This window comes from Streptomyces sp. NPDC107765 (assembly GCF_055657085.1).
In genome coordinates, this window is sequence record NZ_JBVKBL010000001.1 from 70,163 (window position 1) to 94,798 (window position 24,636).

Consider the following 24,636-nt stretch of genomic DNA (forward strand, 5'->3'; position numbering starts at 1 on the left):
CATCCATAGGGCATCAAACTCGCCGTCCGCTACGAGGCGACGGTGCTGGTCGCAGCCGTGAACCAGTGGCTGTGACCAGCACCGTCGCAACGGCCCTCAGACGACGTCGAATTCGTTGCCCTCGGGGTCCTGCATGGCGGCGGCGTAGAACCCCATGTCTGGCTCATCCTTGATCCGCAGCGCGGTGGCACCAGCTTCGACCAGCCGTTCCACCGTAGCCTTGACCCGCTGTGTGCGGACGTCCAGTGGGACGTCACGGCCCCCACCGACCTTCAGGTCGAAGTGCCACCGGTTCTTGGCCACCTTCGGCTCCGGAACCTGCTGGAACCACACCCTCGGTCCACGTCCCTCGGGGTCGATGATCGACTCCGGGATGTCCCCGGCACCGGCCGGCAACTCTGCCTCGGGTACCCCCATCGCCGCCCAGTAAGCACGCCACGTGGCGTGCCCGCCCGGCGGAGGCTCAGGCACGTAGCCCAGGGCCTCGGCCCAGAAGGTCACCAATCTCTGCGGATCGGAACAGTCGATCGTCAGCTGCACTGTCATCTCCATGCTCAGAGCATCCCAGGCAGGTCTGACAGACGACCCACTTTCGCAACAGACCTTGCAGAGTCATCCGACGGCTGCGACCGCTTCTTGCCTCGAAGCAGGCTTCCCGCCCCGCCGACCCGGTGGAGCGGCTGTGGATCGATCCATATGAGAGGGGCGAGAAACAGCAAAGTCATCCTGCTGGCCGCTGCGTTGAGGCCGACGTCACACGCAGGCCACACCCTTCCGATAGTGGCGATCGAGACCACCGAGGCCAGCCCCCCGAAAAGGACGCCGCACAGAATCCCTCTGGACCAGGGTCTCGGGGGCCTCGCCGACCCAGCTTCCACCATCGCCCATTTCCCATCGTCGGCTGGCCGGTGCGACCGTTCGAGGCGTTCTGCGTGTCAGCGGCCAGGTCCGCATGCGATGAATCGCCCAGCGACCTCAGATGGACGAGCCGCCCGCAGAAGTCAGCTCGCCGATGAAGCCGATGGCACATTTCTCGACTGCACGCTCGGCATCGGCTGCAGCCTGCACCTCGACGATGGCGCCGTCGCAGCTGGGCGATGTCGCCGTCGGCGCGGCGTACGGCCTCACTGGAAGCAGCACGGGCGCGTGGCGTGCTCGTCGCGCCGCTGGAAGGCGGACTCCCCCGGTTCGTCCTCAACGACACACCGGGGGCCAACAACCGGCTGTTCCACCCGAACTGCCCTGTCCAGGTCAGGTGTCGACGGGATCCAGATCGAAGGTGGAACAGATGCTCAGGCAGGTGGGCTTCTCCTCGTCGTGGAAGAAATCCCACGACACGTCCGTCAGGCGGATCGTGTTGTTCCCGCACCCACTCATGGGCCTTTTTGAAGTGAAACGGCGTCCAAGGCCGGGGGGGCAACCTTGGCGGCCAGGCCCTGGCGGGATGTCGCTGCCAGGGGCTTCTACGGACCTGGTTGATGGGTAGGAGCTATGCCTTGGGTCACCAGGACATGCTTGCAGCTGCACCCTTGCGGTGCGGCACGTTCAGCGTGATGGTTCCTTTGGGGATCTTCTTGCACTTCTTGGTCTTCGTCTTCCAGTACTCTCGCACTTCGCCTGTGCAGAGAATCGTGTTGCCCTTGCGGAGATCCCAACCGTAGAGCGGGCCGGGCTTCTTCTTTCCGAAGACGTCTACCTTTACCGTCACCGTGCCCTTGCGAGGGTGACTCTTCTTCAGGACACAGGTTCCCGGTCCTCCGTGGCAGGTCTTCTTCGCCTGAACTGCCGTAGTGGCGGTGGCGGCAGCAGCGGGTGCGCCAGTGGCGGTCAGAGCCACGCCGGCCAGGCTTCCTGCACTGAGGACGGCGGTGGCTGCGGTGAGGGCGAGCTTGGACTTCATGTGATCCGTCCTTGGATTGTCACGGTGCCGTCGCCAGGTCGGCGCGGCGGGAACGACTCTGCGGGAGGTAAGGAGTTCAGCTACAGAGCCTTGGCGAAGAAGGCCCATTACTCGCTGTCAGGCCGGGCGGTGCTGATCTGCAAGGGCAGCACCACCCGGCAAGAAGGGGCCTGCTTCAAGGATTCGGCCCCACTCAGGCGTGGGTGATCACAGGGTTTTGGGCCGTCTCAACCGGAGAGCGGCTTGCTCCACACAGCCGTGCTCTTTCCCTTGCCCCACGAGCCGGTGGCCCTGGTGATCCACTTCTGAACCTTCGCATCGTCCTCGACGGCCTTGGTGGCGACGTAGCAAGCCCTCGTGTGGCTACTGCACTCCGCCGACGCCATCCTCTTCTTGCCCTTGTAGAGGGTCACGGTGAGCTTGGTGTAGGCCGGCTTGAAGTTGCAATTGATCGCGCCGCTGCCGAACTTCTCGGTCTTCCGGTCGACGCGGTCGGTGTATGCGGAGACCTTGCAGGTCTTCTTCTTTGCGGTGGGGCCGTGGTCCGCGGCAATGGCTGTGTGGGTGATGGTTCCTGCAGTGCCGAGAATGCTCACGGTGACGGCACTCACAAGGAGTGCGCGAGGTGCCTGGAGCATGCGCATGCTGAATCCCCTTCGATTCATCAGATCCCTGCTGTTGCTCTCACTTCAATGAGGTTCGCTGTGCTGCCGCAACGAGGGCATGACCCGACTCTCAGCCGTAGCGACAGTGAAGTCGTCAGCTCTTCAGGCCGACACGGGCGCCGACCTGTGACTCCGCAGCCTCGGCGGGTGCAACAAGCACATCGGCCGCTGGTACACCCTCCGCGTTCGGAGGTTGTTGCACCCGCCTGACTGCGGTGCCGTAGGAGTGCGGTTTCAGCGCCAAGGCAGGTCCGGTGAGGCACGTACGACCGACCGGACAGCCCTGGGCGGCCGAGTCAGTACTTAACGCAGGCTTTGGCTTCGCTGCGGTTCTGGGGCTCCGGGTACAGGGGGTGCATCCACCATCCCATCATGCAGAATTTCTGAGTGCCCTTGGGGTTCTTGAGGCTGATCCAATCGGTGGTCATCGTCTTGCCGTTGGCCCGCAGCCGCACGTCCTTGAACTTCTGGTTGTTGAGGGACAAGGCGCCGGCGATAGTGGACTTCGTCTTCTGGTCACAGGTGACCTTCAAGAACCCCGAGGCGCGATCCTTGTTCGCTCCGACAAAGGCCATAATGCGACAGCCTGGGGACTTTCCGACGATGTAGATCTTCTTCCCGAACTTGGTGCTGTGCGGGATGCTCTGCATGGAGGAAGCAGTGTGAGGGGCGTCTGCCGCCGTTCCCACGCTGCTCGCGTGGGCTGTCTCCGCCGGGGAATTGTTGTTGGCTTGCGCTGAACCGGTACCGAGTACGCCAACGCAAGTCACGATGCCCGTGGTCAAGGCAAGGCCGAACGTACGCATTCGCATGTCAGACTCTCCGTGTGATCATCCCTGCGCCGCTGTTCTGTGTGCGCAGGGCCGAGATGCGGGCGTGCCCTGGTGGCGAGCCCGGCGATGAGCTGTGGAACGCAACGCCTCAGACTGTTCACTCACCGGCCGCCGGGGGCCCGCTGCTTCGGCTATGTGACGGATAGGGGTGTGCTGCACGTGATGTTGTTCGAGTGCTGGCTGGCCCGTCCATGCCCCGAGGTGAGGGGAGTACGGCCCGTGCAGCACGATGATTCAAGCCCTCGGTACAGCGAGGCAAAAGGTGATTCGAGGAGATTCGAATGATCAGTGAGAGACGCGATACGCGGCGATGATCCGGAAGACCCGCAGTGGGTGGGACGGAGCTGGTCCCCTTGCGCCTGGGTGCACACCATTCGGGCACGGGGCCGGGCCACGGCCCTGTCGGTGGCCGTGGTGGACGCGCAGAGCGTGAAGGCCTCCAAAGAGCGTCGCGGAGACCCAGCAGGGCATGGATGTAGCGAGGAGTTCAAGGGCTGCAAGCGCCATCCGGCAACCGGCATGCCCGGCCTGCTGCTGGCCCTGATCGTCACCGCCGCCTCCGTGCCGATTCCACCGCGACAACCAGTTCCTCGACCACATCGCCGCCTCTCGCACCGGAGCATGGGCAGGGTCCGGGCCGACGGCGGCTACCTAAGGGCGGTTTCGCCTACAAGGTCCCGGACGGCTCGTGGCTGCGCTGGTAGTACACGGAGTTGCGGATCCGGGCGCGGGTGACCAGTCCGGCCCGGTGGAGTCGGGCGAGGTGGTAGGAGACGGTCGAGGGGCTGAGGTGGTGGAGTGCGGCGAGCTGAGTGGTGGTGCGCGGCACGTCGAGGTCGGCCAGCAGGGCGCAGCGGGTAGGGCCGACTACCTCGCTCAGCGCCTGTTCTGCTTCCGTGTTGGGTCGGGCTGACGCGGCTTGGGGGTGTGTGGGGTAGATGAGGTAGACGGGGCGTTCCCCGCGGGGGTCGACGCTGAGCAGCCAGTTGTGTGCCAGCGGCGAGGGGAAGAGCACAAGGTGTGTGCCCCCAGGCACCTCGGCGGTGAGCCGGTCGAGCAGGCGGAGGGAACCATCGCCGTAGCAGAATGCCTCGTGCAGCGATTCCAGTGCGCTGCCCATGCCGTAGTCCGCGAGGAGCCTGGTCCGAAGGGTGATGTCCTCCTCGGCGTGGGCGGCGACCGCCGACCACTGCCGGGCGAGGTGCCCGGCCCAGAACGCGTCCATTTCGCAGGCGAGTTGGTCGGCGAAGTCCCGCTCGCCGCGGTCCACGGCGTCCCGCAGGATGCGCAGCGCGGCCGAGGCGGCGGGGGTCTGCTGCGGCTCCGCGCCGAGCAGCCGGTTGATCTGCCGAGCCACGAGGTGACTGGGGGCGGTGGCGACGCGGTGGAGATCCTCGTGCGGATCCGGGGGGCGGCCCGCGGGCGGCGGGGGCGTCAGGAAGACCGGAGCGTAGAAGACCGGAGCGAAGGCGTGTACCACTTTCCGTACCGCGGCAAGCAGGTGCAGCCGCTTCTGCTGTAGTACATCGGTGACTTCCCGGCTCGGTAAGGAGCCGTGGGGCACCGCGTTCGTCCGACACGGGTGCAGCACCGCACCAACGTGCATCAGAGGCGAGACCGCGAACCGGGTGGCCGCCAGCGCGTCCGCGCTCAGGGGGAGGGTGATCACAGGTGCCTTCCATGTGGGGGATGGTGATCACAGGGTGCCTTCCCCGTCCCGATTTTCGAAACAGAAGACGTCGCCCGGGGACCCCGTGGCAAGGGCGAGCGGCCGATGGTCGGAGGCCGCCACCAGATCGGGCGCAAGGGCCAGCCCGCTCGCCCCGGCCTCCCCGTACTTCTCTTCCGGCGTGCCATCGTCCCAGTGCAGCGCTGGTCAGCAGCTGGAACGGACCTGTGTCCGGGCCGGGAGAAGCCTCCGCTGACGTGCCGGCGACCAGGTCCTGAGTCCTGGCTGATCCACGCAGTGCCGGGACGGCACCCGCGAGCCTTGATCGCCCACACCTTCGCGTGGCCTTTGTCCCGGCGCGGCTCAGTGGCCGACGCATTCCTGCTGGGTCGCCAGCCACTCGCGCCGTACGTATGCGCGGACTGCCTCCCGCTGGGTGTCGGTGCAGCCGTCCTCGAGACCGGGTGGAACGTCGCCGGTCTTGCTTGTGCCGTGGTTCCGATCATGGCGAACAACCTCATCGGCGACGTCGGAGGCGTCCGTACGCAGCTGCGTGTCCCGGGTGGGCCGCTCCCCCTCCACCTCCTGGTACGGCCGCGGGAGATAGCCACCCGAGCCGTGACACAACGCGAGCGCGTCCAGGACAGCCGCGGTCTCCAGCAGATCATCCCGGCATTCCAACGCCACGCCGTGCGCGCTGGAGTCGATCAGGTCCTGACGCCGGGCACCATGCGCAGCGGCAAGCCTCTGGCGGTCGAGGACGTACATGTACAACAGGAACGGGATCAGCTCGGCGATGCGGACCAAGTGCTCGCCGTATGCGGCCTGGGCTGCCCGGCTCGGCATCCAGCCCGGCCATGGCTCGGCCGCAGAGGATCGACGTGTGCTCATGTCGACGACGCTATCCATCCAGGCACACCTGCGGGGGCGGATTCCGCGGCCTTACCCGATGGCTGCCTAGGTCTCAAGCGAGAGCATTTCTCGGTGGGTTCGAGCATCGCTGCCGTGCCGGAGAGCGCAGGAATGTCAGTGCGGAGCAGGTGCACCTGAGCTGGTGCGGGGGCTTGGTGATCATGTGCGGAGGCAGCCCGGTCCGTGGCAGGATGGCGGCGTAGTGACCCGAAGGGCCGATGCCGTTGTGGGCATCCGAAGGGGCTACGTGCCAAGCGACGGGTCGGGGGAGCTGAGACATGGTCGCCTTCTACTCCTCCGCGCTGGACGGAGTCGCCGCCAACCCGGCTCTTCCCACACCGCTGCTGCTGCGGCTGATCGCCTTCGACGGCGGGGGCCACGGCCCGCCCTTCCAGGCCCTGCACCGGCCGGGGCTGCCCGAGCCGGCCGTGGCGGCTGTCCTCACCCACCCGGTCCTGGACGCGCGGGTCGAGTTCGCGCTGAGCGGCCAGGCGGAGCCCGAGCAGCGGGCACGGCTCGCGAACGACCCCTCGCCCAAGGTACGGGCCGCCGTCGCGCACGGACCCGAGTGGAGCCACGATCACCGGACGAAGGTCCGTCCGCTGCCGGACGCCGTGTGCAGGCGTCTCCTCGAAGACCCCGAAGCGTCCGTACGGAGCGCACTGTTGAACTCGCGCCACTTGGCGCCGTCCTTCCTCGCCTCCCTGGTCCGGCATCCCGATCCGGCCGCACGACATGCCGCCCTGCGTGTCTGGGACGAACTGGCGGCGGATGGGCGCGTCACGCTGCTCAACGACCCCGACCCTGAGGTACGGCGGTCGGCCGCGCTGTGCGCGTGTCCGCACGATGCAGGTCTCACGGCGGCACTGCTCCGGGACCCCGCCGCCCTGCCCGAGGCGCTGCGCCGGGGGCTTCTCGACCGCGCGGACGCCGAGCGGTTCCTCGCCGAGGGCACCCACCTGGTCGAACTTGCCGCCAATCCGTCCCTGCCGGCCGACCTCGTGGACCGTCTTGCCGTCGACCCCGACGACGAGGTGCGGCTCGCCGTCTCGCTTAGGCCCGAGCTGACCGAAGCCCGACGCACCGCGATCGACTTCACCGTGGCCCCGTACGCACGGGGTGACGTGGACTGGGTGGCGGCCGGCATCGCCGACCAGGACGTGCTGCACCGGGCCGCGACCTCCGCCCATCCGCTGCTGCGCCGCGCCGCGGCCCGCAGCCCCCATCTGCCACCCGATCTCCTGCGGCTCCTGGCCGAGGACGCGGACGACCTCGTGCGCACCCACCTGGCCGTGTACCACCCCGACACCCCGGAGGAGGTACTGATGAGCGTGTACGCACGGCTCGGCGGGACGTTCTCCGCCTGGATGGCGACCGGCCACCCCCGCTTCCCCCGCGAGGGGCTCGCCGCCCGCTACGCGGACCATCCGAAGGGGATCTACCGACAGCTGGCTGTCCGCGACCCCGCCGCCGGCCCCGATCTGATCGAGCGGCTCAGCCACGACCCGGACGTCTGGACACGGCAGGCAGCGGCCAACGACCCGCGCCTGCCACTCCCGCGGCTCCTCGAGGCCCTCACCCTGCCCGAACTGGCCTGCAGCGCGGGCGCCAACCCGGCCCTGCCCCCAGGTGAGATGGTCGTCGTCATGGACGAGGCCGGGGTGCCCGCATGACAAACGGCGCCTGGGACGACGCGGCCGAGGTGCCCGTACGGCGGGCAGTGGGCCTCCTCGCGCCCGACTACCGTCGCTTCCCGAGCCCCGGCAGCCCGGCGGAAACGTGAGGAAGACGGTAGAGCGGGCCAGCGTGGTGATGACGGTCGCCTTCGAGGCCCCGCGCTGGGGCCCGACAGCGAGTGACGTCAGGCGGACCGGCTGACGTCGTCGAAGTCGGTGGAGGCCGACAGCTCGGCCCATGCCAGCATGTCGCGCTCGAAGGCGTCGCGTCCGGCCTGGACGAGCCGAAGCGCGTCGGTGCCGAGCAGCAGGCGCCTCGGCGGCTGGTCGGCCGCCACGATGCGCAGCACCGCGGCCGCGGCCTTGTCCGGGTCACCCGGCTGGCGCCCGCTGCCGTGGATGCGCCGGGCGCGCAGCGGCTCGAACAACTCGTCGTAGTCGGCGATCACACGAGGTGCGCGGATCATCGAGCGGCCGGCCCAGTCGGTCCGGAAACTGCCCGGCTCGACAGCGGTGACATGGATGCCGAAATCGGCGACCTCCTTGCCGAGCGTTTCGAGGATGCCCTCCACCGCGAACTTGCTGCCGTGGTAAAAGCTGAGGCCCGGCATGGTGATCAGCCCGCCCATCGAGGTGACGGCGATGATGTGGCCCGAACGGCGCTTGCGCATGTGCGGCAGCACGGCCTTGATCACCGCCACGGTTCCGTAGACGTTCACCTCGAACTGACGGCGGAGGTCATCCATCGACGACTCCTCGAAGAGGCCGTCATGGCCGTACCCGGCGTTGGCGACGAGTACGTCGACCGGGCCCAGGTCGCGCTCGGTCTCCTCCACGACCGTGTCCACCGCGTCATGGTCGGTCACGTCCAGGATGCGGGCGTGCGCGTCGCCGGCGAGCGCCTCAAAGGCCCGTGCGTCGGCGGGCGTGCGCACCGTGCCCACCACCCGGTGGCCCGCGGCCAACGCCGCGCGCGCGAGTGCGCGGCCCAGGCCGGTGCTGACGCCGGTGATCAGGAATGTCTTGGAGTCCGACACAGGAGTTCCCTTCGTGCGATGCCGTGCGATGCCGTGCGATGCGAACAGAGGCCGACCGGGGGGGTGGTTGGGCCCGGTCGGTCCGACACGTTCCACTTCAGCACCGGAATCGGCTGCTGATCGACTTCCGGGGGGTCCGCTTCGCCCCGGGGACAGCCGGACCGGGGGACTGCCAGTCCCCCTCTCGCGGGCCGTCGGGGCGATCTTGGGCCCTATCGTGAACGGCATGGACCGCAACACAGCTCTCGGTGAGTTCCTCCGCTCTCGGCGAGCACGGATCACCCCGCGCCAGGCGGGCCTGTCCGACGACGGCGGCTCTCGACGAGTGCCAGGGCTGCGCCGCGAAGAGATCGCGCAACTGGCGGGCGTGAGCGTCGACTACTACATACGCCTGGAACGCGGACGCCGACTGAACGTCTCCGAGACCGTGCTGGACGCCATCTCCCGCGCGCTACGTCTCAATCCCGTCGAACGCACCCATCTGTTCCAGCTCGCCAAGCCCGCCGCAGGCAGGCCCCGCCGCACGGCGACGCGTCCGCAGCCGGTCCGCCCGGGCCTGCGCGACCTGCTCCGGATCCTCGAGCACACCCCCGCCCTGGTACTGGGGCGGCGACTGGACGTACTTGCGTCCAACCAGATGGCACGTGCGCTGCTCACCGACTTCGACGCGCTGCCGCACCGCGAGCGGAACCTGGTGCGGTTCATGTTCTGCGACGAGACCGCCCGCTCGCTGTACGCCCACTGGGACACCCACGCCCAGGACATCGTCGCCTCGCTCCGGCGCGACGCCGGACGTCATCCCCACGATCCGCTGCTGGCCGAACTCGTCGGCGAACTCTCGATCGCGGATGAGGACTTCCGCCGCTGGTGGGCCGACCAGAACGTGTATCGGCACACGCATGGCAGCAAACACTTCCACCACCCGATCGTCGGCCCGCTCACCCTCAATTACGAGTCCCTCACCCTGCCCGCCGACCCGGACCAGCGGCTGAGTGTCTACACCGCCGAGGCAGGCTCCAGCTCCGAAGAGGCGCTTCGGCTACTGGCCGCGTGGATACGGCAGCCCGAGAGCTCGCAGGGGCAGCACACAGATCATTAGACGCCGCGGACGCCTCGCTGAGCGCGTACTTCACCAAGACGGACCACATCGCACACAGCATCGACGGCCTGCCGGGCTGCCTCTTCCGCTGCCGCCCAGTAACTTCTGAGCAACACCGTCCCTCTCCCTTCGGGAGCTGCCGTGGCCGTCCTACCTGCCGGTATCGCGCTCTCTGCCGTCCTGTTCACCCTGACCTCGGACGTCAGTGGTCCGCCGCTGCCGGACCGGCTGGCCGACGCAGGCGGAGGCAGCCAGCTGATCACCGCCGTCGCGCCCCGCGGCGGCGCCACGACGGGGACGCTGACCTGGTGGGACCGGCGGGGCGGCACGTGGGTCGTGGCCGGCACCGCGCCCGCCCGGTTCGGGGCGAAGGGTCTGGTCGAGGGCGGCGAGCGCAGACAGGGCACCGACACCACTCCCACCGGTCTGTACGACCTTCCCTACGGCTTCGGGATCAAGGCCGCGCCGAGCGGGACCTCGATGCCGTACCGCCGGGTGAACCGGCACTCCTGGTGGTGCCAGGACAACCGCTCACGTGCCTACAACCGCTGGGCCGAGCCGCTGCCCGCCGACTGCCGCGCCACCGAGTCCGAGCACCTCGCCGACTACGGCACCCCGTACGCGCACGCGCTCGTCATCGGCTTCAACTACAACAAGCCGGTACGCGGCCGGGGCGCGGGCATCTTTCTGCACGTCAACGGGCGAGCGGCAACGGCTGGTTGTGTCTCCACGCCCGCGGAGGCCATGCGCCGGATCCTGGCCTGGGCCGAGCCCAGGCAGCGACCGCACATCGCGATCGGGACCACCTCCGGGCCCACCACGATCACTCGTTACTGAAGGGTGTTGCAGAACGTTGTCGGCGACAGGACGCAGCGACCTCACCGGCCTGACGACCCCTTCCGCGCGGTGCGGTTGTTGCTCCAAGTACCCAAGAGCCAGGAGGCGTTGGTCCGGATCAGCGCCGAGAAGCATGGAACCATGGGCGGGCCAACCCGGAAAGCAAGCTTCAGCGCCGCCGCTTCGCGGGCATCCCTCTCGGCTGCCTCCGGTGCGTCGATGAACTGCTTGACCACCCCTGGTGTGCCGAACAGTTCGGCCCGCCATACCCGAGAGCGCGGGCTGCTTCCCAGTCGGTTGCCTGACGAGGTGAGCCCGGCTCGGAGCGCAGCTCGTCCCCGAATGCGGCCGTGACCACATGGACTGATGCTCGCACGCATGCGTGCTCCTGTACTGCGTGTGCGTCACGGCATTGCTCCGCCTATCCGCGTAGCCCCTCATACCGCAGTCCTACCGGGTTGGCACCCCGCCCCCGGGCTTGATCACGACTGAGGACGGGCCCTGAACGACTCGTGCACGGCCGGGCACAGCAACCCATCGAGTCACTGGGCTATTCGAGTGAATGCGCGTCAACCACGTTGCATGGGTATTCGTCTGGATGGATTACTGGACTCGAACCGGTGGGCTGCCCATTCCCTCCCGGCGATCGGCAACCCATGGCACGTGTTTCGCCCCCGTGCCCCGCATGCGTCCTCCGGAGACGTGATACGGCAATGCCGGGTTTTCCTCTGGCGTTCCTCAGCCGAGGGCAAGCAAGCCCCCAACTCATCGCGAGCGAAGGGGTCTCCATGACCACCAACCTCCCCCAGTTACTGCGGGCACAGATGCTCGCTTTTCTCCCTCAAGTGCGGTCTTTGGTACAGGCTGATGCCAGCCGAGTCGTTGCCGCACTCTCGACCCTCCAGCCACCGACGCCGCTCTTGGCGACGGTGCTCACCATTCCTGCCGGTCACCGCTCCGTTCGGGGTGGCGGTAGCTCCCAACGGCAATGCGTACGTCCCCAATGCCGGCTCGAACGATGCGACGGTGATCAGCAGTACCAGGCTCCATTCCACCAACAGCCGGCTGCCCTGTATCCCGCCCATGTGACCCACCCGGCCCCGCCCGACGGGGCGGCCGTGATCGACGTTCGCGACGGACGAGCTGTCCCAAGGGGCGTCCCCGGTCCGCCAGGCCAGAAACGGCCCGCTCCAGTTCTCACCAGAGGGTAAGGGACTCCCCCGTGAACGTCGCAGCGTTCCTCATGGCCCTCGGGGCCACCTGCCGCATCACCCGATTCGTCACCAAGGACTCACTGGCCGCCGGGCTCAGAATCTGGGCCGCCAACCGATTCGGCGACGACTCCAAACCCGCCGACCTGGTCAACTGCAGCTGGTGCACCGCAACCTGGACAGCAGCCATCGCCACCGCTTCCGCGTACCTGTTCCAAGATTCCCCCTGGTTCCAGGCTCCGGCAACAGCTCTGACCCTCTCCTACCTCACGGGAATCGCCTCCCGTTGGCTGGACTGAACACCCAACCGCACCTACCGGAAGGACTCGACACATGGCCTGCAACTGCGGCGGGGCAACACCCTCCCCCCAGCCAGTCATCCTGTACCAGCTGAACCTTCCCGACGGCACTCTCCGCCAGTACTTCACCTACCAAGAAGCCCACGCAGCCAACCAACGCGCAGGCGGAACCGGCACCATCACAGCCATCACCCAATGACCCGCCCACCATCGACTCGGAAGCGGAAACAACGCTCGGCGACGGTGCCGACGCTGCCGCCAGTACGTGGATCAGCAGCCTCTGCCCGTGCTGCACGCCAAGGGCCCTGATCGCACGCTCAGCGGTCTCGCCGACCGTGACCATCGCGATCGCGGGCTCGAATGACAGCTCCTTCGGCTTGGCGAACGGCCGGTCCAGCAGCGCGTTCTCGCTGTGGCCACCGAACCAGGCGTCCGCCGTGGGCATTCAGGCGTATTCGCTGCCGCCAGGAACGGTGAGCCGGAAGCCGACTGCCGCAGACGGTGGCGACCCAGGCGGGATCGCCCAGATTGCGGCGCAGCGCCGATACGTGCACGTGGGGGTGGGGCCGTCGCGTGACGGCTCGGATCCGGGCGACCAACTCGCTTACACAGAAGTGCTTGGAGAGGTAGTCGTCCGCTCCGACTCCCAAGAGTTCATCGCCGTGACACCTCCGCGAGCACCGCACCCACAACAGTTCTCATGCTCGCCATCCGATGACCTGGGACGTGCAGACACGTTCCCCGGAGATCGGGCTGCTGCCCGCACCGTGGTCAGCCGGCCGGCACGACGTTGGTTGCCTTCACCGCTGGGCGCAGCGCTCGGGCGAGTTTGACGCCGTCGCCGACGGCCCAGAAGTGGACGAAGAACAAGCGAGGTTCGTCCGTGAGGCCGTGGTTGTGCAGCTCAACGAGCTCGGCCCCGGCACGTCGCAAGGCTGCAAGAACATGCTGGACTTCTTCGGCGATCATGGCGCAGTCGCCACTGATCGCGGCCCGACCGTCGCCGAGCGGCTGGAAGTTGAACGCGCTGGTCGATCCCAGGCCCGGAGGAAGTACCAGATTGCCGTCGGTGATGGTCTCGCGGCGGACGAAGATGCACTTGTAGATGCCGTCGTCGACGGAACCCCTGGCACCCAGCGCGGCATCGATGCCGGCGGTGTCCAGCGCGACGGGCTGTCGCTGGGTCTGCGGCAACGGGGGCGGGGTGCCGGTGTGATGGAACGCTGCGCGCAGACCGCGGGCCATGGCCAGGGGGTGGTGACCGTGCGCATGGACATGGACCCACCAGATGTGGGGACTCTGGGAAAGGAGATGCTTGTGGATCGCGGTCAGCCCGATCTTGTGCTTGTGGAGAGCATCGGTGAACGGCTGAAGTTCGTGCTCGGTAACCACCACATCGCCCATCACCAACGTGCTCTTGTCGGCGTAACGGACAAAGGACACGTGCGAGCCGAGGGCAAGAGCCGGTTTGACGGCGACGTGACGGGAGTGCACCCGCAGGTCCCGGCGCGGGAAGGCCGTGTGATACATCACCTTCCGCTTCATATCGCCCACCCGGCCCAACGTCCTGGCCACGCTCTTCCAATGCGACAGAGCAGTAGGAACCGGCTTGACCAGCCTGCGACTGTCCACCTCGGCTGTGCCGGTAGACAGAGCACGAGCCGGTGACGGTGCCCCGACCAGCATCGGAGCCAGAGCAGCCGCAGCCAAAACACCTCGGCGCGACGCACCCGCGAGCCGGTCACGGTCCTGCTGTCGACCTTCGGCAGTCATATGAAAACCTCCCAGACGGCATGGAAACACGCCGGCGTGCAGTAGACGCCGCCCCCACATCGGTTGGGGCCAAGTGGACCAACCAATTTCCCCACGTCGCCACAACCACTCGACAACCTACGGACGGCACCGATCGACCCCGGATGAGCAATCCGGCCGGACCCCGCTCAGGCAGCGGCTGCGCCTGGAGGTGCGGCTGCCAGCCCGAGGACGGCCAGGTAGTTGCCCCGTTCGCGCTCGTATCGGTGGTGGAGACGGCGGTAGTCGGTCAGCCAGGAGCCGCGTCGAGGGCCGTTCGGGAGAGGTCCCCCAGACTTTTTGCATCGAGGAGTTGGAGAAAATTCTGATGCAGCCATTCCCATGCAACCCTGGAACGGCTCCGCGTCGACCGGCAGCTGGAAGAGGCACTGGCCCGGGTCCCTGATCCGTTGCAGCTCCCCGAGGTCTGCGGACTCGGCGAGGAGACCGCGACGCGCTACGCGGACTGCACACGGGGCGGCTGCTGGAGCAGGCCGCCGAACAAACCCGCGAGACCCGGCAGTGGCCCTCTGCCATTCTGCTTGCCATGTCCGCACGAAATCGAAGACTGCCCCGGAACCGTGCCTGGCCCCTGACCACCACCGACGTCAGCGGATGTCTCGGCCCTTACATGAGCCGCGTAACGGACCTGCGGTTCCTCACGGGGCATGACAGCGGGTCCATCGTCCTGGGAGCGGCATGGGTCGCTCCGCACCCCCGTAACTACGGGCGTGCCATCCCTCCGGACATGGTCGGCTTCCGCATAGACGTCCACCCGGTCGATGCCACTGATCGTGCTGCCACCCGTGCTCTTCTACGCGCGCGTGCCCTCCCGCAACTCCACGAATGGATCGCGCAGGCAACCTCTGCCGACGAAACCTGGCAATTGACTGACCACCAGCACTACTGGCGGCTCACAGACGGCCACCTCCTGCATCGCGACGAAGCGTGAATCCCAGGCCGGTGCGGCACCATGCGGGTAAGCGACGGCAGCCCCATCGGGCCGTTCTTCTGTCATCGAGCAGGCGCTGCTGCCGCTGGACAACACGAGGTCCGGGGGGTGTCTGCACCAGGCGTTTGAGAACGATGCCGTCCAGCAGGGCCCGTGCTCTCGGGGGCTGTGCTCTGCGATCGCCGAACGCAGGGTGGCGGACACTGCACAGGTGGGGCCTCGGAGCCGCTGTCGTGATCAGTGTTGGGGATGTGGCGTGTGATGGAACAGGGGGCGCCGCTTGGGCGCAGTGCCGGGAAGGAGACGGCCGACCTCGACCCGCATTCTGATGGCGTGGAAGACCTCGACCACCCCGAGGACTATGGCCATGATGCCCGTCACCAGGGTGAGCGCGGCGATCGAGGCGAACGGCGCAACGATCAGCACCATGCCCGCCACCATGCCGATGATTCCCGAGAACACCATCCAGCCCCGCGCCGGCATCGCCGGGGCGGAGACCGCGGTGGCCGTCACCATGACGCCGCGCAACAGCCAGCCGAAGCCGATCCACAGAGCGAGCAGCAGGATCGACTGCAGGGTGCCACGGAAGCAGATCAGTCCGAGCAGGACGGAGACCGCTCCCGCGAGGAAGTGCAGTGCCCGAAGATGCGCGGGAACGTGCGCGCCGAACGCGGCGGCCAGTTGGAAGGCCCCGACGAGCAGTAGGTAGATACCGAAGAACACACCGATGACCTGCAGTGTCCCCTTCGGCCAGACAAGAACCACCACGCCCAGGGCGACGGCAGCCACGCCCGCGGTGAGAGCGATCTGCCAGCCGGCGTTCGCCAGGGCCCCCAGGGTTTCGGCGGCGGAGGCGCCTTGGGGCTCGGTGCCTGCCGGGCGCGGAGCACCGGCGTCTGAGGTGGGATCTGAGGGAGAGGCCATTCCGGATCACCCTTCCAGAGACAATGGGGTCGGATGGGGTCGTTTCCATCGTCACCCGTTCGGCCCGCGATCGCCCGGCAAGCGCGGAGGGGCGTCGGTGTGAGACGCCCCTCACGAGCGCTTTTTGCTCGATGACTGTCCTGAAGCGGTGATTGCCAGTGATCGCCGGGACTGGCTGGCGGGCGCCAGCGCCCCACAGGCCCTGCGTGGTGGAGCTCGGTTCTGAATCATCCGGAACCTTCGGCCGCGCAGGACGCACCCGCGCGAGCGTCCTGGTCGTCCGTTGGGGCCGCTGCCGGGCTGCTTGGCGGCCATGCGGAGGGCGGCCTGCGGGGTCGTGCAAGCTGGTCATTGCCATGGCTGGCCGAAGCAGGCTGCGCGTGAGACAGCCGGGCACGGAGTGGTCCGGTCGGCTCTTTGGGCGGCTCCGGAGAGGGACCGAGGTGGGACTGTGATGCTGCTGTCGACCCGTCCGGGTCCGTGCCGGGGCACTCACCCGGTACTCCCGGGCAAGCCGGCCGCGGCACACCCCGGGGAGTCGGAGGAAGAGGCCTTACGTTCTGACGGGCGGGAGCGGTCTGCTCGCTCTGTCGTCGTTTTCTCGGCCCTCCGTCTTCGCCTCCGCATCCCGTCCTCCGCCTCTCGCGCGCCGGCCGGCCCTGCCGTCGCCTGTCGTCCCCGCGCGTCGCGGAACCGCGGACGGGCCGGGCCCCCGCCTGGACCAATCGGACTGTGCACACGGGGCGGTCGGCATGAGGCTGGAGGCCAAGCCGGGTGACGGCGGACTGCGGACCCTGTGCGGTTGTCACCACCGTCGAGTCGAGGAGGAAGCATGGCTGAAGAGCGCGAGGAGACAGGCCGCATCGTGGTCGGGGTGGACGGTTCGGGCTCGTCGAAGCAAGCCCTTCGCTGGGCTGTGCGTCAGGCGGAGCTCACTGATGGTGTGGTGGAGGCGGTGACTGCCTGGGACCTTCCACAGTTTCACGGCTCGCTCGGCTGGATGCCTCCGTCGAGCGGTGATCAAGCGGCTTTGGAGAGCCAGGCACGCAGAGAACTCACGGAAGCCGTTGAGGAAACCGTCGGATCCCATCCGCCGGTGGAGGTACGTGCCATTGTGCGCTACGGCACTGCCGCCAGCGTGTTGCTCGACGCGGCCCATGGTGCGTCCTTGCTCGTGGTCGGCAGCCGGGGTCTCGGGGGCTTTTCAGGGATGCTGTTGGGTTCGGTGGCCCAGCACTGCACTCAGCAAGCTGCCTGTCCGGTCGTCGTGATCCGTCACGGTGAGGAGTGAGCCGGCCGGTGGACGGCGCAGCCGTACCGCCCGGCCGGTGCGCCGAGATCGGGCGACCGTGCGGCTCTTTGCCGCCCGACGTCGGCCTCATCGTGGACTGCACGCGCACTCGAACTCGCCTTGTCGGAGCCGACGCTACAGCTGCCGCGCCAGCAAGTCTGTGGCCAGGTCGGCGACGGTGTCGGGAGTCGGCGTCGCGTTGAGCTCGGCTCCTCGCTCGTCCGGTTCGAGGGGTTCGAGCGTGGCGAGCTGCGAGTCGAGGAGCGAGCCCGGCATGAAGTGGCCGTGGCGCCTTCGGAGCCGGTCCGCCAGCACGTCGCGGTCGGCCGTCAGATGCAGGAAGAAGGCCCTCGGGCAGGCTGCTTGCAGGGTGTCCCGGTAGCGTCGCTTGAGTGCGGAGCATGCGACCACCGCACCGGTGCCCGCCACGTCGTGCTCGTGCAACCAGCGGCCGATGGACTGCAGCCAGGGCCGGCGATCGGCGTCGTCGAGCGGCGTGCCGGCCGACATCTTGGCGATGTCGGCCGGGGAGTGAAAGTCGTCGCCGTCCGCGAAGGGAACGCCCAGCCGCTGCGCCAACAGCCGGGCCACCGTGGTCTTGCCGATCCCTTCGACGCCCGTGACCACGACGCACGGGGATCGACGCTCAGTGCGGCCCATCGTCCGGCAGCGCTTCAGGATGCAGCATGTCGCTGCGCCGCCGCTGAGCGCCCTCGTGCGGCCGGGGAGGCGGTCCGTCGGAACCGGCCGGATACTCCTCCAGCGGGACGAGGTTGTCCTCCCATGCGCTCAGGACGGGTGTCAGGACCCGCCATGCCTCCTCGGCCTCGTCGCCACGGATCGACAGGGCCGGATCACCCTTCATGACGTCCAGCAGGAGCCGGCCGTAGGCGGGCAGGTCGGGTGGTTCCATCCGTGCGGTCAGCGAGAGCTGGGTGAGGGCCTGGGCGTGTGCGCCGATGCCCGTCATGTCGAGGGTCATCCCTTCCGGCTCCAGTCCGAAGCGCAGCACGTTGGGCAGGGCCTCTCCCTCATGGCCGAAGGGCAGGTGGGGCACGGAACGGAAACGCACCGCGACCTCCTTGCGGTCCTGGCCGAGCGCCTTGCCGCTGCGCAACCGGAACGTCGTCCCGGACCAGCGCCAGCTGTCCAGTTCCAGTTCGACCTCGGCGAAGGTCTCCGTGCGCCGTCCGGGCTCCACGCCCTCCTCGTCGACATATGCGGGAAGGGGGTGGCCGCCGATCCGGCCGGACAGGTAGCGCGCGCGGCGCGTGCGGTGCACGACGTCGTAGTCGGTGAAGAGCCGGACGGACCGCAGCACGTCGACCTTCCGGTCGCGCAGGTCACGCTCGCCGAGGGTGATCGGAGGTTCCATGGCCACCAGGCACAGCAGCTGCAGCAGGTGGTTCTGCACCATGTCCTTCAGCGCGCCGACGCCGTCGTAGTAGCCGGCCCGGCCTTCCAGAGCCAGGGTCTCGTCCCAGACGATCTCCACTTCCGCGATGTGGGTGCTGTTCCAGATGGGCTCCAGCACCCGGTTGGCGAGTCGGCTTCCGAGCACGTTCTGGACGGTCGTCATGGCGAGGAAGTGGTCGACCCGGAACACCGCCTGTTCGGGCACGAGACCGGCGAGCAGCCGGTTCAGCTCGCGCGCGCTCGCCAGGTCCTCGCCGAACGGCTTCTCCAGCACGATCCGGCTGCCCGGCGGCAGGCCCGCTTCGTGCAGGGCGGTGACCATGTGCGGGAAGAGCGCCGGGGGGAGGGCGAGGTACACGGCGATCGGTTCGTCGCCGGCGACGACCGCGGCGACGTCCGCGGCGTTGGTGACGTCGGCCTGCCGGTAGCGGGCCGAGGCCGCGACGCCCTTTTGGGCATCGGCGGGACAGGAGCCGCCGTGGCGGTCGAGCTGGTCGGTGCACCACCCGCGGAAGTGGTCGGTGTCCCAGTCCTCCCTGCTCGCTCCGGTCATCTGGAAGCCGTCGTCGATGTGCCCCGCGGCCCGAAGAGCGGCCAGGGCGGGCAGCAGGTAGCGAGCGGTGAGGTCGCCTGTCGCGCCGAAGACGGCGAGCCGACTGATCATCTCCGAGCACCTGCCTTCGCTCGGGCGAGGTTCACGCCGCTGGCGATGAGCCCGATATGGCTGAACGCCTGGGGGAAGTTGCCCATGAATTCTCCAGAGGTGGGGTCGATCTGTTCGGGCAGCAGCCCGAGCGGGCTCGTACGGCCACACAGCGAGGCGTATACCTTCTCGGCCTCGTCGATCCGGCCCTGGGCGGTCAGGTTGTCGGCCAGCCAGAAGCTGCACAGCACGAAGGCGCCCTCATCGCCGGGCAGGCCGTCGGGGGACTCCTCGTGCCGGTAGCGGTAGAGCAGTCCGTCACCGGCCGACAGACGCTCGGCGACGGCCGTGGTGGTCGCCGCCATCCGCGGGTGGTCGGCCGGCACCACGTGGCGCAGTGGGAGTGCGAGCAGACTCGCGTCCAGCACGCCGCCGCCGTCCAGGTGTGCGCTCAGCGTCTGCGTGTCCTCGTCCCAGGAATTCTCAAGGATCAGGCGGCGCAGTCGGTCGGCCGATGCACGCCAGGCTGTGAGCGGCCCGGGCAGGCCGAGCCGCTCGCCGATGGCCGCGGCCCGGTCCAGGGCCACCTGGCACATTCCGGCCGAGTACGTGAACACCCGGCCGTCGCTCCGCACCTCCCAGATCCCCTGGTCCGGCTGGCGCCACGCCTGCTCCGCGGTGTCGGCCAGCCCCGCCAGCCCCGCCCACAGGTCGGGCTGCATCTGGCGGCTTTCGCGCAGCCACTGGTCGGTGCGCAGCCACTGGTCGGCGCAGTCCAGGATCTCGCCGTAGATGTCGTGCTGACGCTGGTCGGCCGCGCCGTTACCCCACCGCACCGGGGCGGAGCGGCGGTACCCCTCCAATTCGGTGTCCTCGATCTCGTCAGGTACGCGGCCGCCGTCGAGGTCGTACATGATCCGGGGGCTGCGGCTCTGCTCGACGGCGTCGAGGACCCAGCCGAGGAAGGCGTCCGCCTCGCCGGTGAAGCCGATGCGCCGCATGGCGAACACGGCGTAGGCGGCGTCCCGGATCCAGGCGTAGCGGTAGTCCCAATTGCGGATTCCCCCGACCGGTGCGGGCAGGGAGGAGGTGGGCGCCGCGACGACGGCGCCGTTGGCCCAGTCGTCGCACAGCTTCAAGGTGATGGCGGCACGCCGGACCAGTGCCTCCTGGGGACCGGAGTAGTCGAAGTGCTTCATCCAGCGTCGCCACGCGTCGGCGGTGTCTGTCAGCATCGCGTCGGGCTGGAACCGGTGGTGGCGGTGGAAACGGCCCCAGGACAGCACGAGGTCGAGGCGTTCGCCCTGTTTCAGGTCGTGGATGCTGTGCAGGCCGGTCAGGGGACGGTTGGAGCGCAGGTGCAGGCGCAGGTCCGGCCGGCGCGAAGGCCTCAATTCCAGGCCGCTGAACAGCGCCTGCGTCGTACCGCCGCTGCGGGGCTCAAGGTCCACCCGCAGGCGGACGTGCCCGGACAGGACGACGGCCGACCGGACGATTTCACGCCGCCCGGCCGGCGCGTCGTCGCTGAGGTCGGCGCCGGGCCGCACGGTCAGCGCGTCGGTGATCCGTACCAGACCGGTCGCACTGCGCAACTCGGTCATCAGCACGCCGGTGTCGGGCTCATAGCGCTGCCGAGCCTCCACCAGGCCCTCCGGCGTGAGGGTGAAGTGCCCGCCTCCGGCGTGATCCAGCAGGGCGCAGAACAGGGGCTCGGAGTCGAACCGGGGAAGGCACATCCACGGAATCGAGCCGTCCAGGCCGACCAGCGCAGCCGTCGAACCGTCCCCGATCAGGCCAAGGTCCTCCAGCGGCAAGTAGCCCTCCCGCCTGCGGACCGGGCGGAACGGAGGGTCGGGGTCGTGCATGGCTCCTCGCTTCCGCAGCACCGAACGTACCGGCCGGCGCGCTGAGCAGAACCGGAAGGACCGCACCTAGAAGGTGATCAGCACCTTCACGACGTCTTCGAGCTTCTGGTCCGAGACCTCGAAAGCCCGCTCCATGTCGTCGAAACGGAACGTGTGGGTGGTCATGTGCGTGGGGTCGAGGCGCTTCGCCTCCAGCACGCGCAGCAGCCGTTCCATGCGAAGCCGGCCGCCGGGGCAGAGCCCGGTCGCGATCGTCTGGTCCGACATGCCGACGCCCCATTCGACGCGGGGGATGCGGACGAACTCGCCCTCGCCGAAGTAGCCGATGTTGGAGATGGTGCCGCCCGGCTTGGTGATCTTCACGGCGGTCTGGAAGGTGATGTCCGCGCCCAAGGCCTCGATGGCTGTGTCGACCCCTTCGCCCCCGGTCAGCTCGTGGATCCGCTCGATGACGTCCTCGCTGGTGAAGTCCACGATCTCATCGGCGCCGTACTCTCGCGCCAGTTTCTGGCGACTGGCGACCGATTCGACCCCGACGACCCGGCCGGCACCGCGGAGCCTGGCCCCCGCCGTGGCCATCAGGCCCACCGGTCCCTGGGCGAGGACGGCCACGGTCCCGCCGATCGGGATGTTCCCCTTCTCTGCTCCCATGAAGCCGGTGGACAGCATGTCGGCGCAGTAGACCGCCACGTCGTCGCTGATGTCATCGGGGATCTTGGCCAGATTGGCGTCGGCGTCGTTGACGTGGAAATAGTCGGCGAAGACCCCGTCCTTGCGGTTGGCGAACTTGAATCCTCCGAGCGGTTCGCCCGACTGGGACGGGAATCCGTTCTGGGAGGCCAGGTCACCCCAGTCGGGGGTGATGGCGCCGACCAGTACCCGGTCGCCGGGCCGGAAGTCTTTCACCTCGCTGCCCACGGCGTGGACAGTGCCCACCGCTTCATGCCCCAGCGTCAGGTCCTCCCTGGGGCCGATACCGCCTTGAACGGTGTGGGAATCCGAGGTGCAGATCAGGGCACTGGTCGTCTTGACAACGGCGTCGCCCGGCCCCGGCTCGGGAAGCGGCTTCTCCATGAAGCCCACCCGCCCGATTTCCCTCATCACGAACGCCTTCATCGGCCTGTCCTTCCTTCCGGCTCGCCGTTGTCCGCGACAACGGTGAGCCAGCCGAATCGGCTCCGGCATTCGGCATCAGCCGTTCACTCCTGCCACTGTCGCAAGGTCCGAGCCCGCTCGCGACCCGACCGGACGATGGCCCCCGGCCGGTGCCGGGACAGGGGTGTCACGCGGGTCAGAGGTCACCGAGGCCATCTAGCTGAACCCGCACGCACGCCCGCATCGCCCGACCCCGCGGCGAAGACGACCCTGTTAGCGTCGGGCTACGCGCGCAAGGGTGGAGGACGCTGTGGGTGACAAGCGCACGGACCGAGCCTTCATCGGCTCGTTCACGTCATCGGGCGGCCGCGGCATCGTGGTGGCCGCCGTGGAACCGGCAACGGGAGCGCTGACCGAGATCGGCGTCATCGATGCCGTACCGGACCCGTCCTACCTGACTGTCGATCACGCCGAGGCCGGCGCGGTCCTCTACGCCGTCTCCGAGACGGCACAGGGGGCGGTCGTCGCCTACGACATCACCGGTCCGGAGCCCCGCCAGATCGGCGTCCCGATGGCCGTGCAAGGGGAGGCACCCACCCATCTCAGCGTGGTTCGCGGACACCTGCTGACCGCCAACTACGGCTCCGGCAGCGTCACCGTGTTGCCCCTCCGCCCCGACGGCAGCCCGGGGACCGCGAGCGACGTGCGGCACTTCGAGGGCAGCGGACCGGATCGTGCCCGCCAGTCGGGCCCGCATGCACACCAGGTGCTGCCCGATCCCTCGGGACGGTGGGTGCTCAGTGTCGACCTCGGCACCGACAAGGTGAGCATCTTCTCCTTGGACCCGCAGGCGGGCACGCTGACGCTGAACGCAGAGACGTCATTGCGGCCCGGCACCGGTCCGCGCCACCTCGCCTTCCACCCGTCCGGAAGCCACGCGTACGTTCTCGGAGAGCTCAAGCCGAGCGTCATCGTGTGCCGCTGGGACGCTGTCGGCGGCGTGCTCGAACCGGTGAGGACGACGCCGCTGTTCCCGAACGGCACCGACAAGGCCGTCTCCCCCTCGGCGCCAGTCGTCTCACCCGACGGCCGCCACCTATGGGCGGCGGTACGAGGCACCGACACCATCACCGTCCTGGCCCTCGACGCGGCCGGCGAGCACGCGGAGCCGGTCGCGTCGGTGCCGTGCGGAGGGCGATGGCCGCGCGATCTGGCCCTGCACCCATCCGGCACCCGCCTGTACGCCGCCAACGAGCGCTCAGGCGACGTCACATGGCTGGACGTGGACCCCGCGACCGGCATCCCGCACCGCGCGGGTTCGCTGTCCATCCCGGTGGCCTCCAGTGTGGTCTTCGCCTGAGCACTCGTCGGCCGCCTACACGGCACTGCTCACGCCGGTCCGCGGAAGCCGGCGACCGGGCAGTGCGCGTGGTGCAGCAGCGCCTGGCTCACCGAGCCCAGCAGCATCCTGGAAAAGCCACCGCGCCTCCCGGCTCCGACCACCATCAACTGGGCGTTCCCACTCGCTTCGAGCACGACCTCGCGGATTTCACCACTCAGCACGTCCTGTCTGACGGTGATGCCCGGACACCTCTTACCCCGACCGGCAACTGCCTGGGCCAGCAGCCGCTCCGTGCTCTCCAGCCACTCCTCGCGGATGTACCACTCCACGGTCCAGGCGAGCACTTCGTAGGAGTTGCCGCAGGACGCTGCCATCACGTGCAGCCCGAGGTTCGTGGAGAGCCCGATCAGGCAGGCGATCACATCGCGCTGGGCTGCGGGGAGCGGGCCTGCTTGCCACGGGCGTGGGTGAAGTAGTCCAGATCAGCCGGTGTGCCGGGCCAACTCCCCCAGCAGCGAGGCACGATCGGCACGTTCGGCGGCATCCGCTCCTTGTGCCGCGGATCGCCCACCGCGGTGTGGAGGCCGTCAAAATGGCTGTCACCACCGCCGTCGCCACATCGATAGTGGCAATTCCGGCAGCCAGTTCCGCGGGTGCCCGGAGCGCCAAGGCAACTGGTGTCGCTGTCGGCAGCATGGATAGCGGTACCGCCGGCTACGCAGCGGCAGCCGAACACCTCAGCCCCCAGGGCGGTAGCGGAAGTTTCACTGCCAAGGTCGCCAAGATCGACCCCCAAGGGCTGCGGCGGTGCCGCCACGACGGCCCTCAAGTGCACCATCGACTATAGGACTTGGAACTTCAAGATCTAACGGGTGACCAGACCGGAAACAGGGGGTCAGATGTGGTCAGGCCGGCACGACAGCTACTTCGAAGAAACCGGGCGAATGATCGCCGAGGAGTTACAGCGAAGCCGCTCCAGGCGGCGCGCCAAGGCCGTTAAGTACAGCAGAGAGCAAGCCGAACAGAGCCGCAAGATCGCGCATGATGCCAAAGCCACCGAACTGGAACGCTTGGCCGTCCTCGGGCAGATCCCACCGGCCGAGTACAAGGCTCGCATGGCCGCCCTGACTGAAGACACCCCTGACGAAGAAACCAGACAGTAGCTCGGACACCAGTGGC

At 68.3% G+C, this 24,636-nt stretch carries 26 protein-coding genes and 2 pseudogenes; 10 read left to right on the top strand and 18 right to left on the bottom strand.

Annotation, left to right across the window (positions count from 1 at the left end; all coding sequences use genetic code 11):
- Positions 1-96: 96 nt before the first annotated feature.
- Entirely contained in the window at positions 97-552 is a 456-nt protein-coding gene (locus ACZ7MX_RS00340; RefSeq protein WP_472127856.1) for a VOC family protein, read from the bottom strand.
- A 53-nt stretch (positions 553-605) separates the two neighbouring features.
- On the opposite strand from ACZ7MX_RS00340, the pseudogene ACZ7MX_RS00345 reads away from it, so the two are divergent.
- Positions 606-689, top strand: a pseudogene (locus tag ACZ7MX_RS00345) (IS5/IS1182 family transposase); the annotation flags it as partial.
- A 286-nt stretch (positions 690-975) separates the two neighbouring features.
- On the opposite strand, the gene ACZ7MX_RS00350 reads toward ACZ7MX_RS00345, so the two are convergent.
- The 8 genes and pseudogenes from ACZ7MX_RS00350 to ACZ7MX_RS00385 form a co-directional block, all read right to left on the bottom strand.
- Positions 976-1,140, bottom strand: coding sequence for a hypothetical protein (locus ACZ7MX_RS00350; protein WP_472127857.1), 165 nt, complete (start codon positions 1,138-1,140; stop codon positions 976-978).
- Between the two features lie 111 nt (positions 1,141-1,251).
- Positions 1,252-1,377 (bottom strand): hypothetical protein, encoded by a 126-nt coding sequence (locus ACZ7MX_RS00355; protein WP_472127859.1) that lies wholly within the window; start codon positions 1,375-1,377, stop codon positions 1,252-1,254.
- A 124-nt stretch (positions 1,378-1,501) separates the two neighbouring features.
- Positions 1,502-1,900, bottom strand: coding sequence for a hypothetical protein (locus ACZ7MX_RS00360; protein WP_472127860.1), 399 nt, complete (start codon positions 1,898-1,900; stop codon positions 1,502-1,504).
- 227 nt (positions 1,901-2,127) lie between these two features.
- Positions 2,128-2,544 carry a hypothetical protein gene (locus tag ACZ7MX_RS00365; protein ID WP_472127862.1) on the bottom strand — a complete coding sequence of 139 codons (417 nt, stop codon included), beginning with the start codon at positions 2,542-2,544 and terminating at the stop codon, positions 2,128-2,130.
- A gap of 317 nt (positions 2,545-2,861) precedes the next feature.
- On the bottom strand, positions 2,862-3,377 hold the full coding sequence (locus tag ACZ7MX_RS00370; protein WP_472127863.1) for a hypothetical protein: 516 nt from the start codon (positions 3,375-3,377) through the stop codon (positions 2,862-2,864).
- A 688-nt stretch (positions 3,378-4,065) separates the two neighbouring features.
- Positions 4,066-5,067: an ArsR/SmtB family transcription factor gene (locus ACZ7MX_RS00375; RefSeq protein ID WP_472127865.1), complete on the bottom strand. Its 1,002-nt coding sequence runs from the start codon at positions 5,065-5,067 to the stop codon at positions 4,066-4,068.
- Positions 5,068-5,130: 63 nt separating this feature from the next.
- A pseudogene (locus ACZ7MX_RS00380) lies at positions 5,131-5,244 on the bottom strand (phytanoyl-CoA dioxygenase); the annotation flags it as partial.
- Positions 5,245-5,430: 186 nt separating this feature from the next.
- Positions 5,431-5,958: an FHA domain-containing protein gene (locus ACZ7MX_RS00385; protein WP_472127867.1), complete on the bottom strand. Its 528-nt coding sequence runs from the start codon at positions 5,956-5,958 to the stop codon at positions 5,431-5,433.
- A 299-nt stretch (positions 5,959-6,257) separates the two neighbouring features.
- Between ACZ7MX_RS00385 and ACZ7MX_RS00390 the strand changes: the two genes are divergently transcribed.
- Positions 6,258-7,652, top strand: coding sequence for a Mucin-2 (locus ACZ7MX_RS00390; RefSeq protein ID WP_472127869.1), 1,395 nt, complete (start codon positions 6,258-6,260; stop codon positions 7,650-7,652).
- A gap of 188 nt (positions 7,653-7,840) precedes the next feature.
- Here ACZ7MX_RS00390 and ACZ7MX_RS00395 read toward each other — a convergent pair whose 3' ends face one another.
- Entirely contained in the window at positions 7,841-8,692 is an 852-nt protein-coding gene (locus ACZ7MX_RS00395) for an oxidoreductase (protein ID WP_472127870.1), read from the bottom strand.
- A 226-nt stretch (positions 8,693-8,918) separates the two neighbouring features.
- Between ACZ7MX_RS00395 and ACZ7MX_RS00400 the strand changes: the two genes are divergently transcribed.
- The 4 genes from ACZ7MX_RS00400 (at position 8,919) to ACZ7MX_RS00415 (ending at position 12,337) form a co-directional block, all read left to right on the top strand.
- Positions 8,919-9,791 (top strand): helix-turn-helix transcriptional regulator, encoded by an 873-nt coding sequence (locus ACZ7MX_RS00400; protein ID WP_472127871.1) that lies wholly within the window; start codon positions 8,919-8,921, stop codon positions 9,789-9,791.
- Between the two features lie 162 nt (positions 9,792-9,953).
- The gene (locus tag ACZ7MX_RS00405; RefSeq protein ID WP_472129226.1) at positions 9,954-10,628 is read left to right on the top strand and encodes a L,D-transpeptidase family protein; all 675 of its coding nucleotides are present in this window, start codon (positions 9,954-9,956) and stop codon (positions 10,626-10,628) included.
- A gap of 1,222 nt (positions 10,629-11,850) precedes the next feature.
- Complete coding sequence (locus ACZ7MX_RS00410) at positions 11,851-12,138, top strand: hypothetical protein (RefSeq protein ID WP_472127872.1); 288 nt, start codon at positions 11,851-11,853, stop codon at positions 12,136-12,138.
- Positions 12,139-12,172: 34 nt separating this feature from the next.
- The gene (locus ACZ7MX_RS00415; RefSeq protein WP_472127874.1) at positions 12,173-12,337 is read left to right on the top strand and encodes a DUF7196 family protein; all 165 of its coding nucleotides are present in this window, start codon (positions 12,173-12,175) and stop codon (positions 12,335-12,337) included.
- A gap of 572 nt (positions 12,338-12,909) precedes the next feature.
- Here ACZ7MX_RS00415 and ACZ7MX_RS00420 read toward each other — a convergent pair.
- On the bottom strand, positions 12,910-13,824 hold the full coding sequence (locus tag ACZ7MX_RS00420; protein WP_472129227.1) for a DUF1259 domain-containing protein: 915 nt from the start codon (positions 13,822-13,824) through the stop codon (positions 12,910-12,912).
- Between the two features lie 652 nt (positions 13,825-14,476).
- Between ACZ7MX_RS00420 and ACZ7MX_RS00425 the strand changes: the two genes are divergently transcribed.
- Positions 14,477-14,881 carry a hypothetical protein gene (locus tag ACZ7MX_RS00425; RefSeq protein WP_472127876.1) on the top strand — a complete coding sequence of 135 codons (405 nt, stop codon included), beginning with the start codon at positions 14,477-14,479 and terminating at the stop codon, positions 14,879-14,881.
- A 237-nt stretch (positions 14,882-15,118) separates the two neighbouring features.
- On the opposite strand, the gene ACZ7MX_RS00430 is transcribed toward ACZ7MX_RS00425, so the two are convergent.
- The gene (locus ACZ7MX_RS00430) at positions 15,119-15,805 is read right to left on the bottom strand and encodes an HdeD family acid-resistance protein (RefSeq protein ID WP_472127878.1); all 687 of its coding nucleotides are present in this window, start codon (positions 15,803-15,805) and stop codon (positions 15,119-15,121) included.
- 832 nt (positions 15,806-16,637) lie between these two features.
- Here ACZ7MX_RS00430 and ACZ7MX_RS00435 point away from each other — a divergent pair.
- On the top strand, positions 16,638-17,096 hold the full coding sequence (locus ACZ7MX_RS00435) for a universal stress protein (RefSeq protein ID WP_472127880.1): 459 nt from the start codon (positions 16,638-16,640) through the stop codon (positions 17,094-17,096).
- 135 nt (positions 17,097-17,231) lie between these two features.
- Here the strand turns inward: ACZ7MX_RS00435 and ACZ7MX_RS00440 are convergent, their stop codons facing one another.
- From ACZ7MX_RS00440 to ACZ7MX_RS00455, 4 genes are all read right to left on the bottom strand, one after another.
- Positions 17,232-17,687, bottom strand: a complete 456-nt coding sequence (locus ACZ7MX_RS00440) for a gluconokinase (RefSeq protein ID WP_472129229.1) — start codon at positions 17,685-17,687, stop codon at positions 17,232-17,234.
- Between the two features lie 55 nt (positions 17,688-17,742).
- Positions 17,743-19,176 carry a glucose-6-phosphate dehydrogenase gene (locus ACZ7MX_RS00445; protein ID WP_472127882.1) on the bottom strand — a complete coding sequence of 478 codons (1,434 nt, stop codon included), beginning with the start codon at positions 19,174-19,176 and terminating at the stop codon, positions 17,743-17,745.
- Positions 19,173-21,020: a glycoside hydrolase family 15 protein gene (locus tag ACZ7MX_RS00450; RefSeq protein WP_472127883.1), complete on the bottom strand. Its 1,848-nt coding sequence runs from the start codon at positions 21,018-21,020 to the stop codon at positions 19,173-19,175. The genes ACZ7MX_RS00445 and ACZ7MX_RS00450 overlap by 4 nt, the downstream gene beginning before the upstream one ends.
- Positions 21,021-21,086: 66 nt before the next feature.
- Positions 21,087-22,136 (bottom strand): NAD(P)-dependent alcohol dehydrogenase, encoded by a 1,050-nt coding sequence (locus ACZ7MX_RS00455; protein ID WP_472127885.1) that lies wholly within the window; start codon positions 22,134-22,136, stop codon positions 21,087-21,089.
- A gap of 289 nt (positions 22,137-22,425) precedes the next feature.
- Between ACZ7MX_RS00455 and ACZ7MX_RS00460 the strand changes: the two genes are divergently transcribed.
- Entirely contained in the window at positions 22,426-23,475 is a 1,050-nt protein-coding gene (locus ACZ7MX_RS00460; protein WP_472127887.1) for a lactonase family protein, read from the top strand.
- A 29-nt stretch (positions 23,476-23,504) separates the two neighbouring features.
- Here ACZ7MX_RS00460 and ACZ7MX_RS00465 read toward each other — a convergent pair whose 3' ends face one another.
- Together ACZ7MX_RS00465 and ACZ7MX_RS00470 are read right to left on the bottom strand one after the other, a co-directional pair.
- Positions 23,505-23,879, bottom strand: coding sequence for a universal stress protein (locus ACZ7MX_RS00465; protein WP_472127889.1), 375 nt, complete (start codon positions 23,877-23,879; stop codon positions 23,505-23,507).
- The gene (locus ACZ7MX_RS00470; protein WP_472127891.1) at positions 23,876-24,001 is read right to left on the bottom strand and encodes a hypothetical protein; all 126 of its coding nucleotides are present in this window, start codon (positions 23,999-24,001) and stop codon (positions 23,876-23,878) included. Before ACZ7MX_RS00470 ends, ACZ7MX_RS00465 begins: the two co-directional genes overlap by 4 nt.
- Before the next feature lie 328 nt (positions 24,002-24,329).
- Between ACZ7MX_RS00470 and ACZ7MX_RS00475 the strand changes: the two genes are divergently transcribed.
- Complete coding sequence (locus tag ACZ7MX_RS00475; protein WP_472129311.1) at positions 24,330-24,620, top strand: hypothetical protein; 291 nt, start codon at positions 24,330-24,332, stop codon at positions 24,618-24,620.
- Positions 24,621-24,636: the final 16 nt, after the last annotated feature.

Bases quoted from the DNA above. Each gene is read 5' to 3' on its own strand.
- ACZ7MX_RS00385 (WP_472127867.1), bottom strand. From the start codon at position 5,958: ATGAGCACACGTCGATCCTCTGCGGCCGAGCCATGGCCGGGCTGGATG.
- ACZ7MX_RS00450 (WP_472127883.1), bottom strand. From the start codon at position 21,020: ATGCACGACCCCGACCCTCCGTTCCGCCCGGTCCGCAGGCGGGAGGGC.
- ACZ7MX_RS00415 (WP_472127874.1), top strand. From the start codon at position 12,173: ATGGCCTGCAACTGCGGCGGGGCAACACCCTCCCCCCAGCCAGTCATC.
- ACZ7MX_RS00400 (WP_472127871.1), top strand. From the start codon at position 8,919: ATGGACCGCAACACAGCTCTCGGTGAGTTCCTCCGCTCTCGGCGAGCA.
- ACZ7MX_RS00370 (WP_472127863.1), bottom strand. From the start codon at position 3,377: ATGCGAATGCGTACGTTCGGCCTTGCCTTGACCACGGGCATCGTGACT.
- ACZ7MX_RS00470 (WP_472127891.1), bottom strand. From the start codon at position 24,001: ATGCCGCCGAACGTGCCGATCGTGCCTCGCTGCTGGGGGAGTTGGCCC.
- ACZ7MX_RS00445 (WP_472127882.1), bottom strand. From the start codon at position 19,176: ATGATCAGTCGGCTCGCCGTCTTCGGCGCGACAGGCGACCTCACCGCT.
- ACZ7MX_RS00355 (WP_472127859.1), bottom strand. From the start codon at position 1,377: ATGAGTGGGTGCGGGAACAACACGATCCGCCTGACGGACGTGTCGTGG.
- ACZ7MX_RS00455 (WP_472127885.1), bottom strand. From the start codon at position 22,136: ATGAAGGCGTTCGTGATGAGGGAAATCGGGCGGGTGGGCTTCATGGAG.
- ACZ7MX_RS00420 (WP_472129227.1), bottom strand. From the start codon at position 13,824: ATGCTGGTCGGGGCACCGTCACCGGCTCGTGCTCTGTCTACCGGCACA.
- ACZ7MX_RS00390 (WP_472127869.1), top strand. From the start codon at position 6,258: ATGGTCGCCTTCTACTCCTCCGCGCTGGACGGAGTCGCCGCCAACCCG.
- ACZ7MX_RS00340 (WP_472127856.1), bottom strand. From the start codon at position 552: ATGGAGATGACAGTGCAGCTGACGATCGACTGTTCCGATCCGCAGAGA.
- ACZ7MX_RS00425 (WP_472127876.1), top strand. From the start codon at position 14,477: ATGTCCGCACGAAATCGAAGACTGCCCCGGAACCGTGCCTGGCCCCTG.
- ACZ7MX_RS00360 (WP_472127860.1), bottom strand. From the start codon at position 1,900: ATGAAGTCCAAGCTCGCCCTCACCGCAGCCACCGCCGTCCTCAGTGCA.
- ACZ7MX_RS00365 (WP_472127862.1), bottom strand. From the start codon at position 2,544: ATGCGCATGCTCCAGGCACCTCGCGCACTCCTTGTGAGTGCCGTCACC.
- ACZ7MX_RS00430 (WP_472127878.1), bottom strand. From the start codon at position 15,805: ATGGCCTCTCCCTCAGATCCCACCTCAGACGCCGGTGCTCCGCGCCCG.
- ACZ7MX_RS00435 (WP_472127880.1), top strand. From the start codon at position 16,638: ATGGCTGAAGAGCGCGAGGAGACAGGCCGCATCGTGGTCGGGGTGGAC.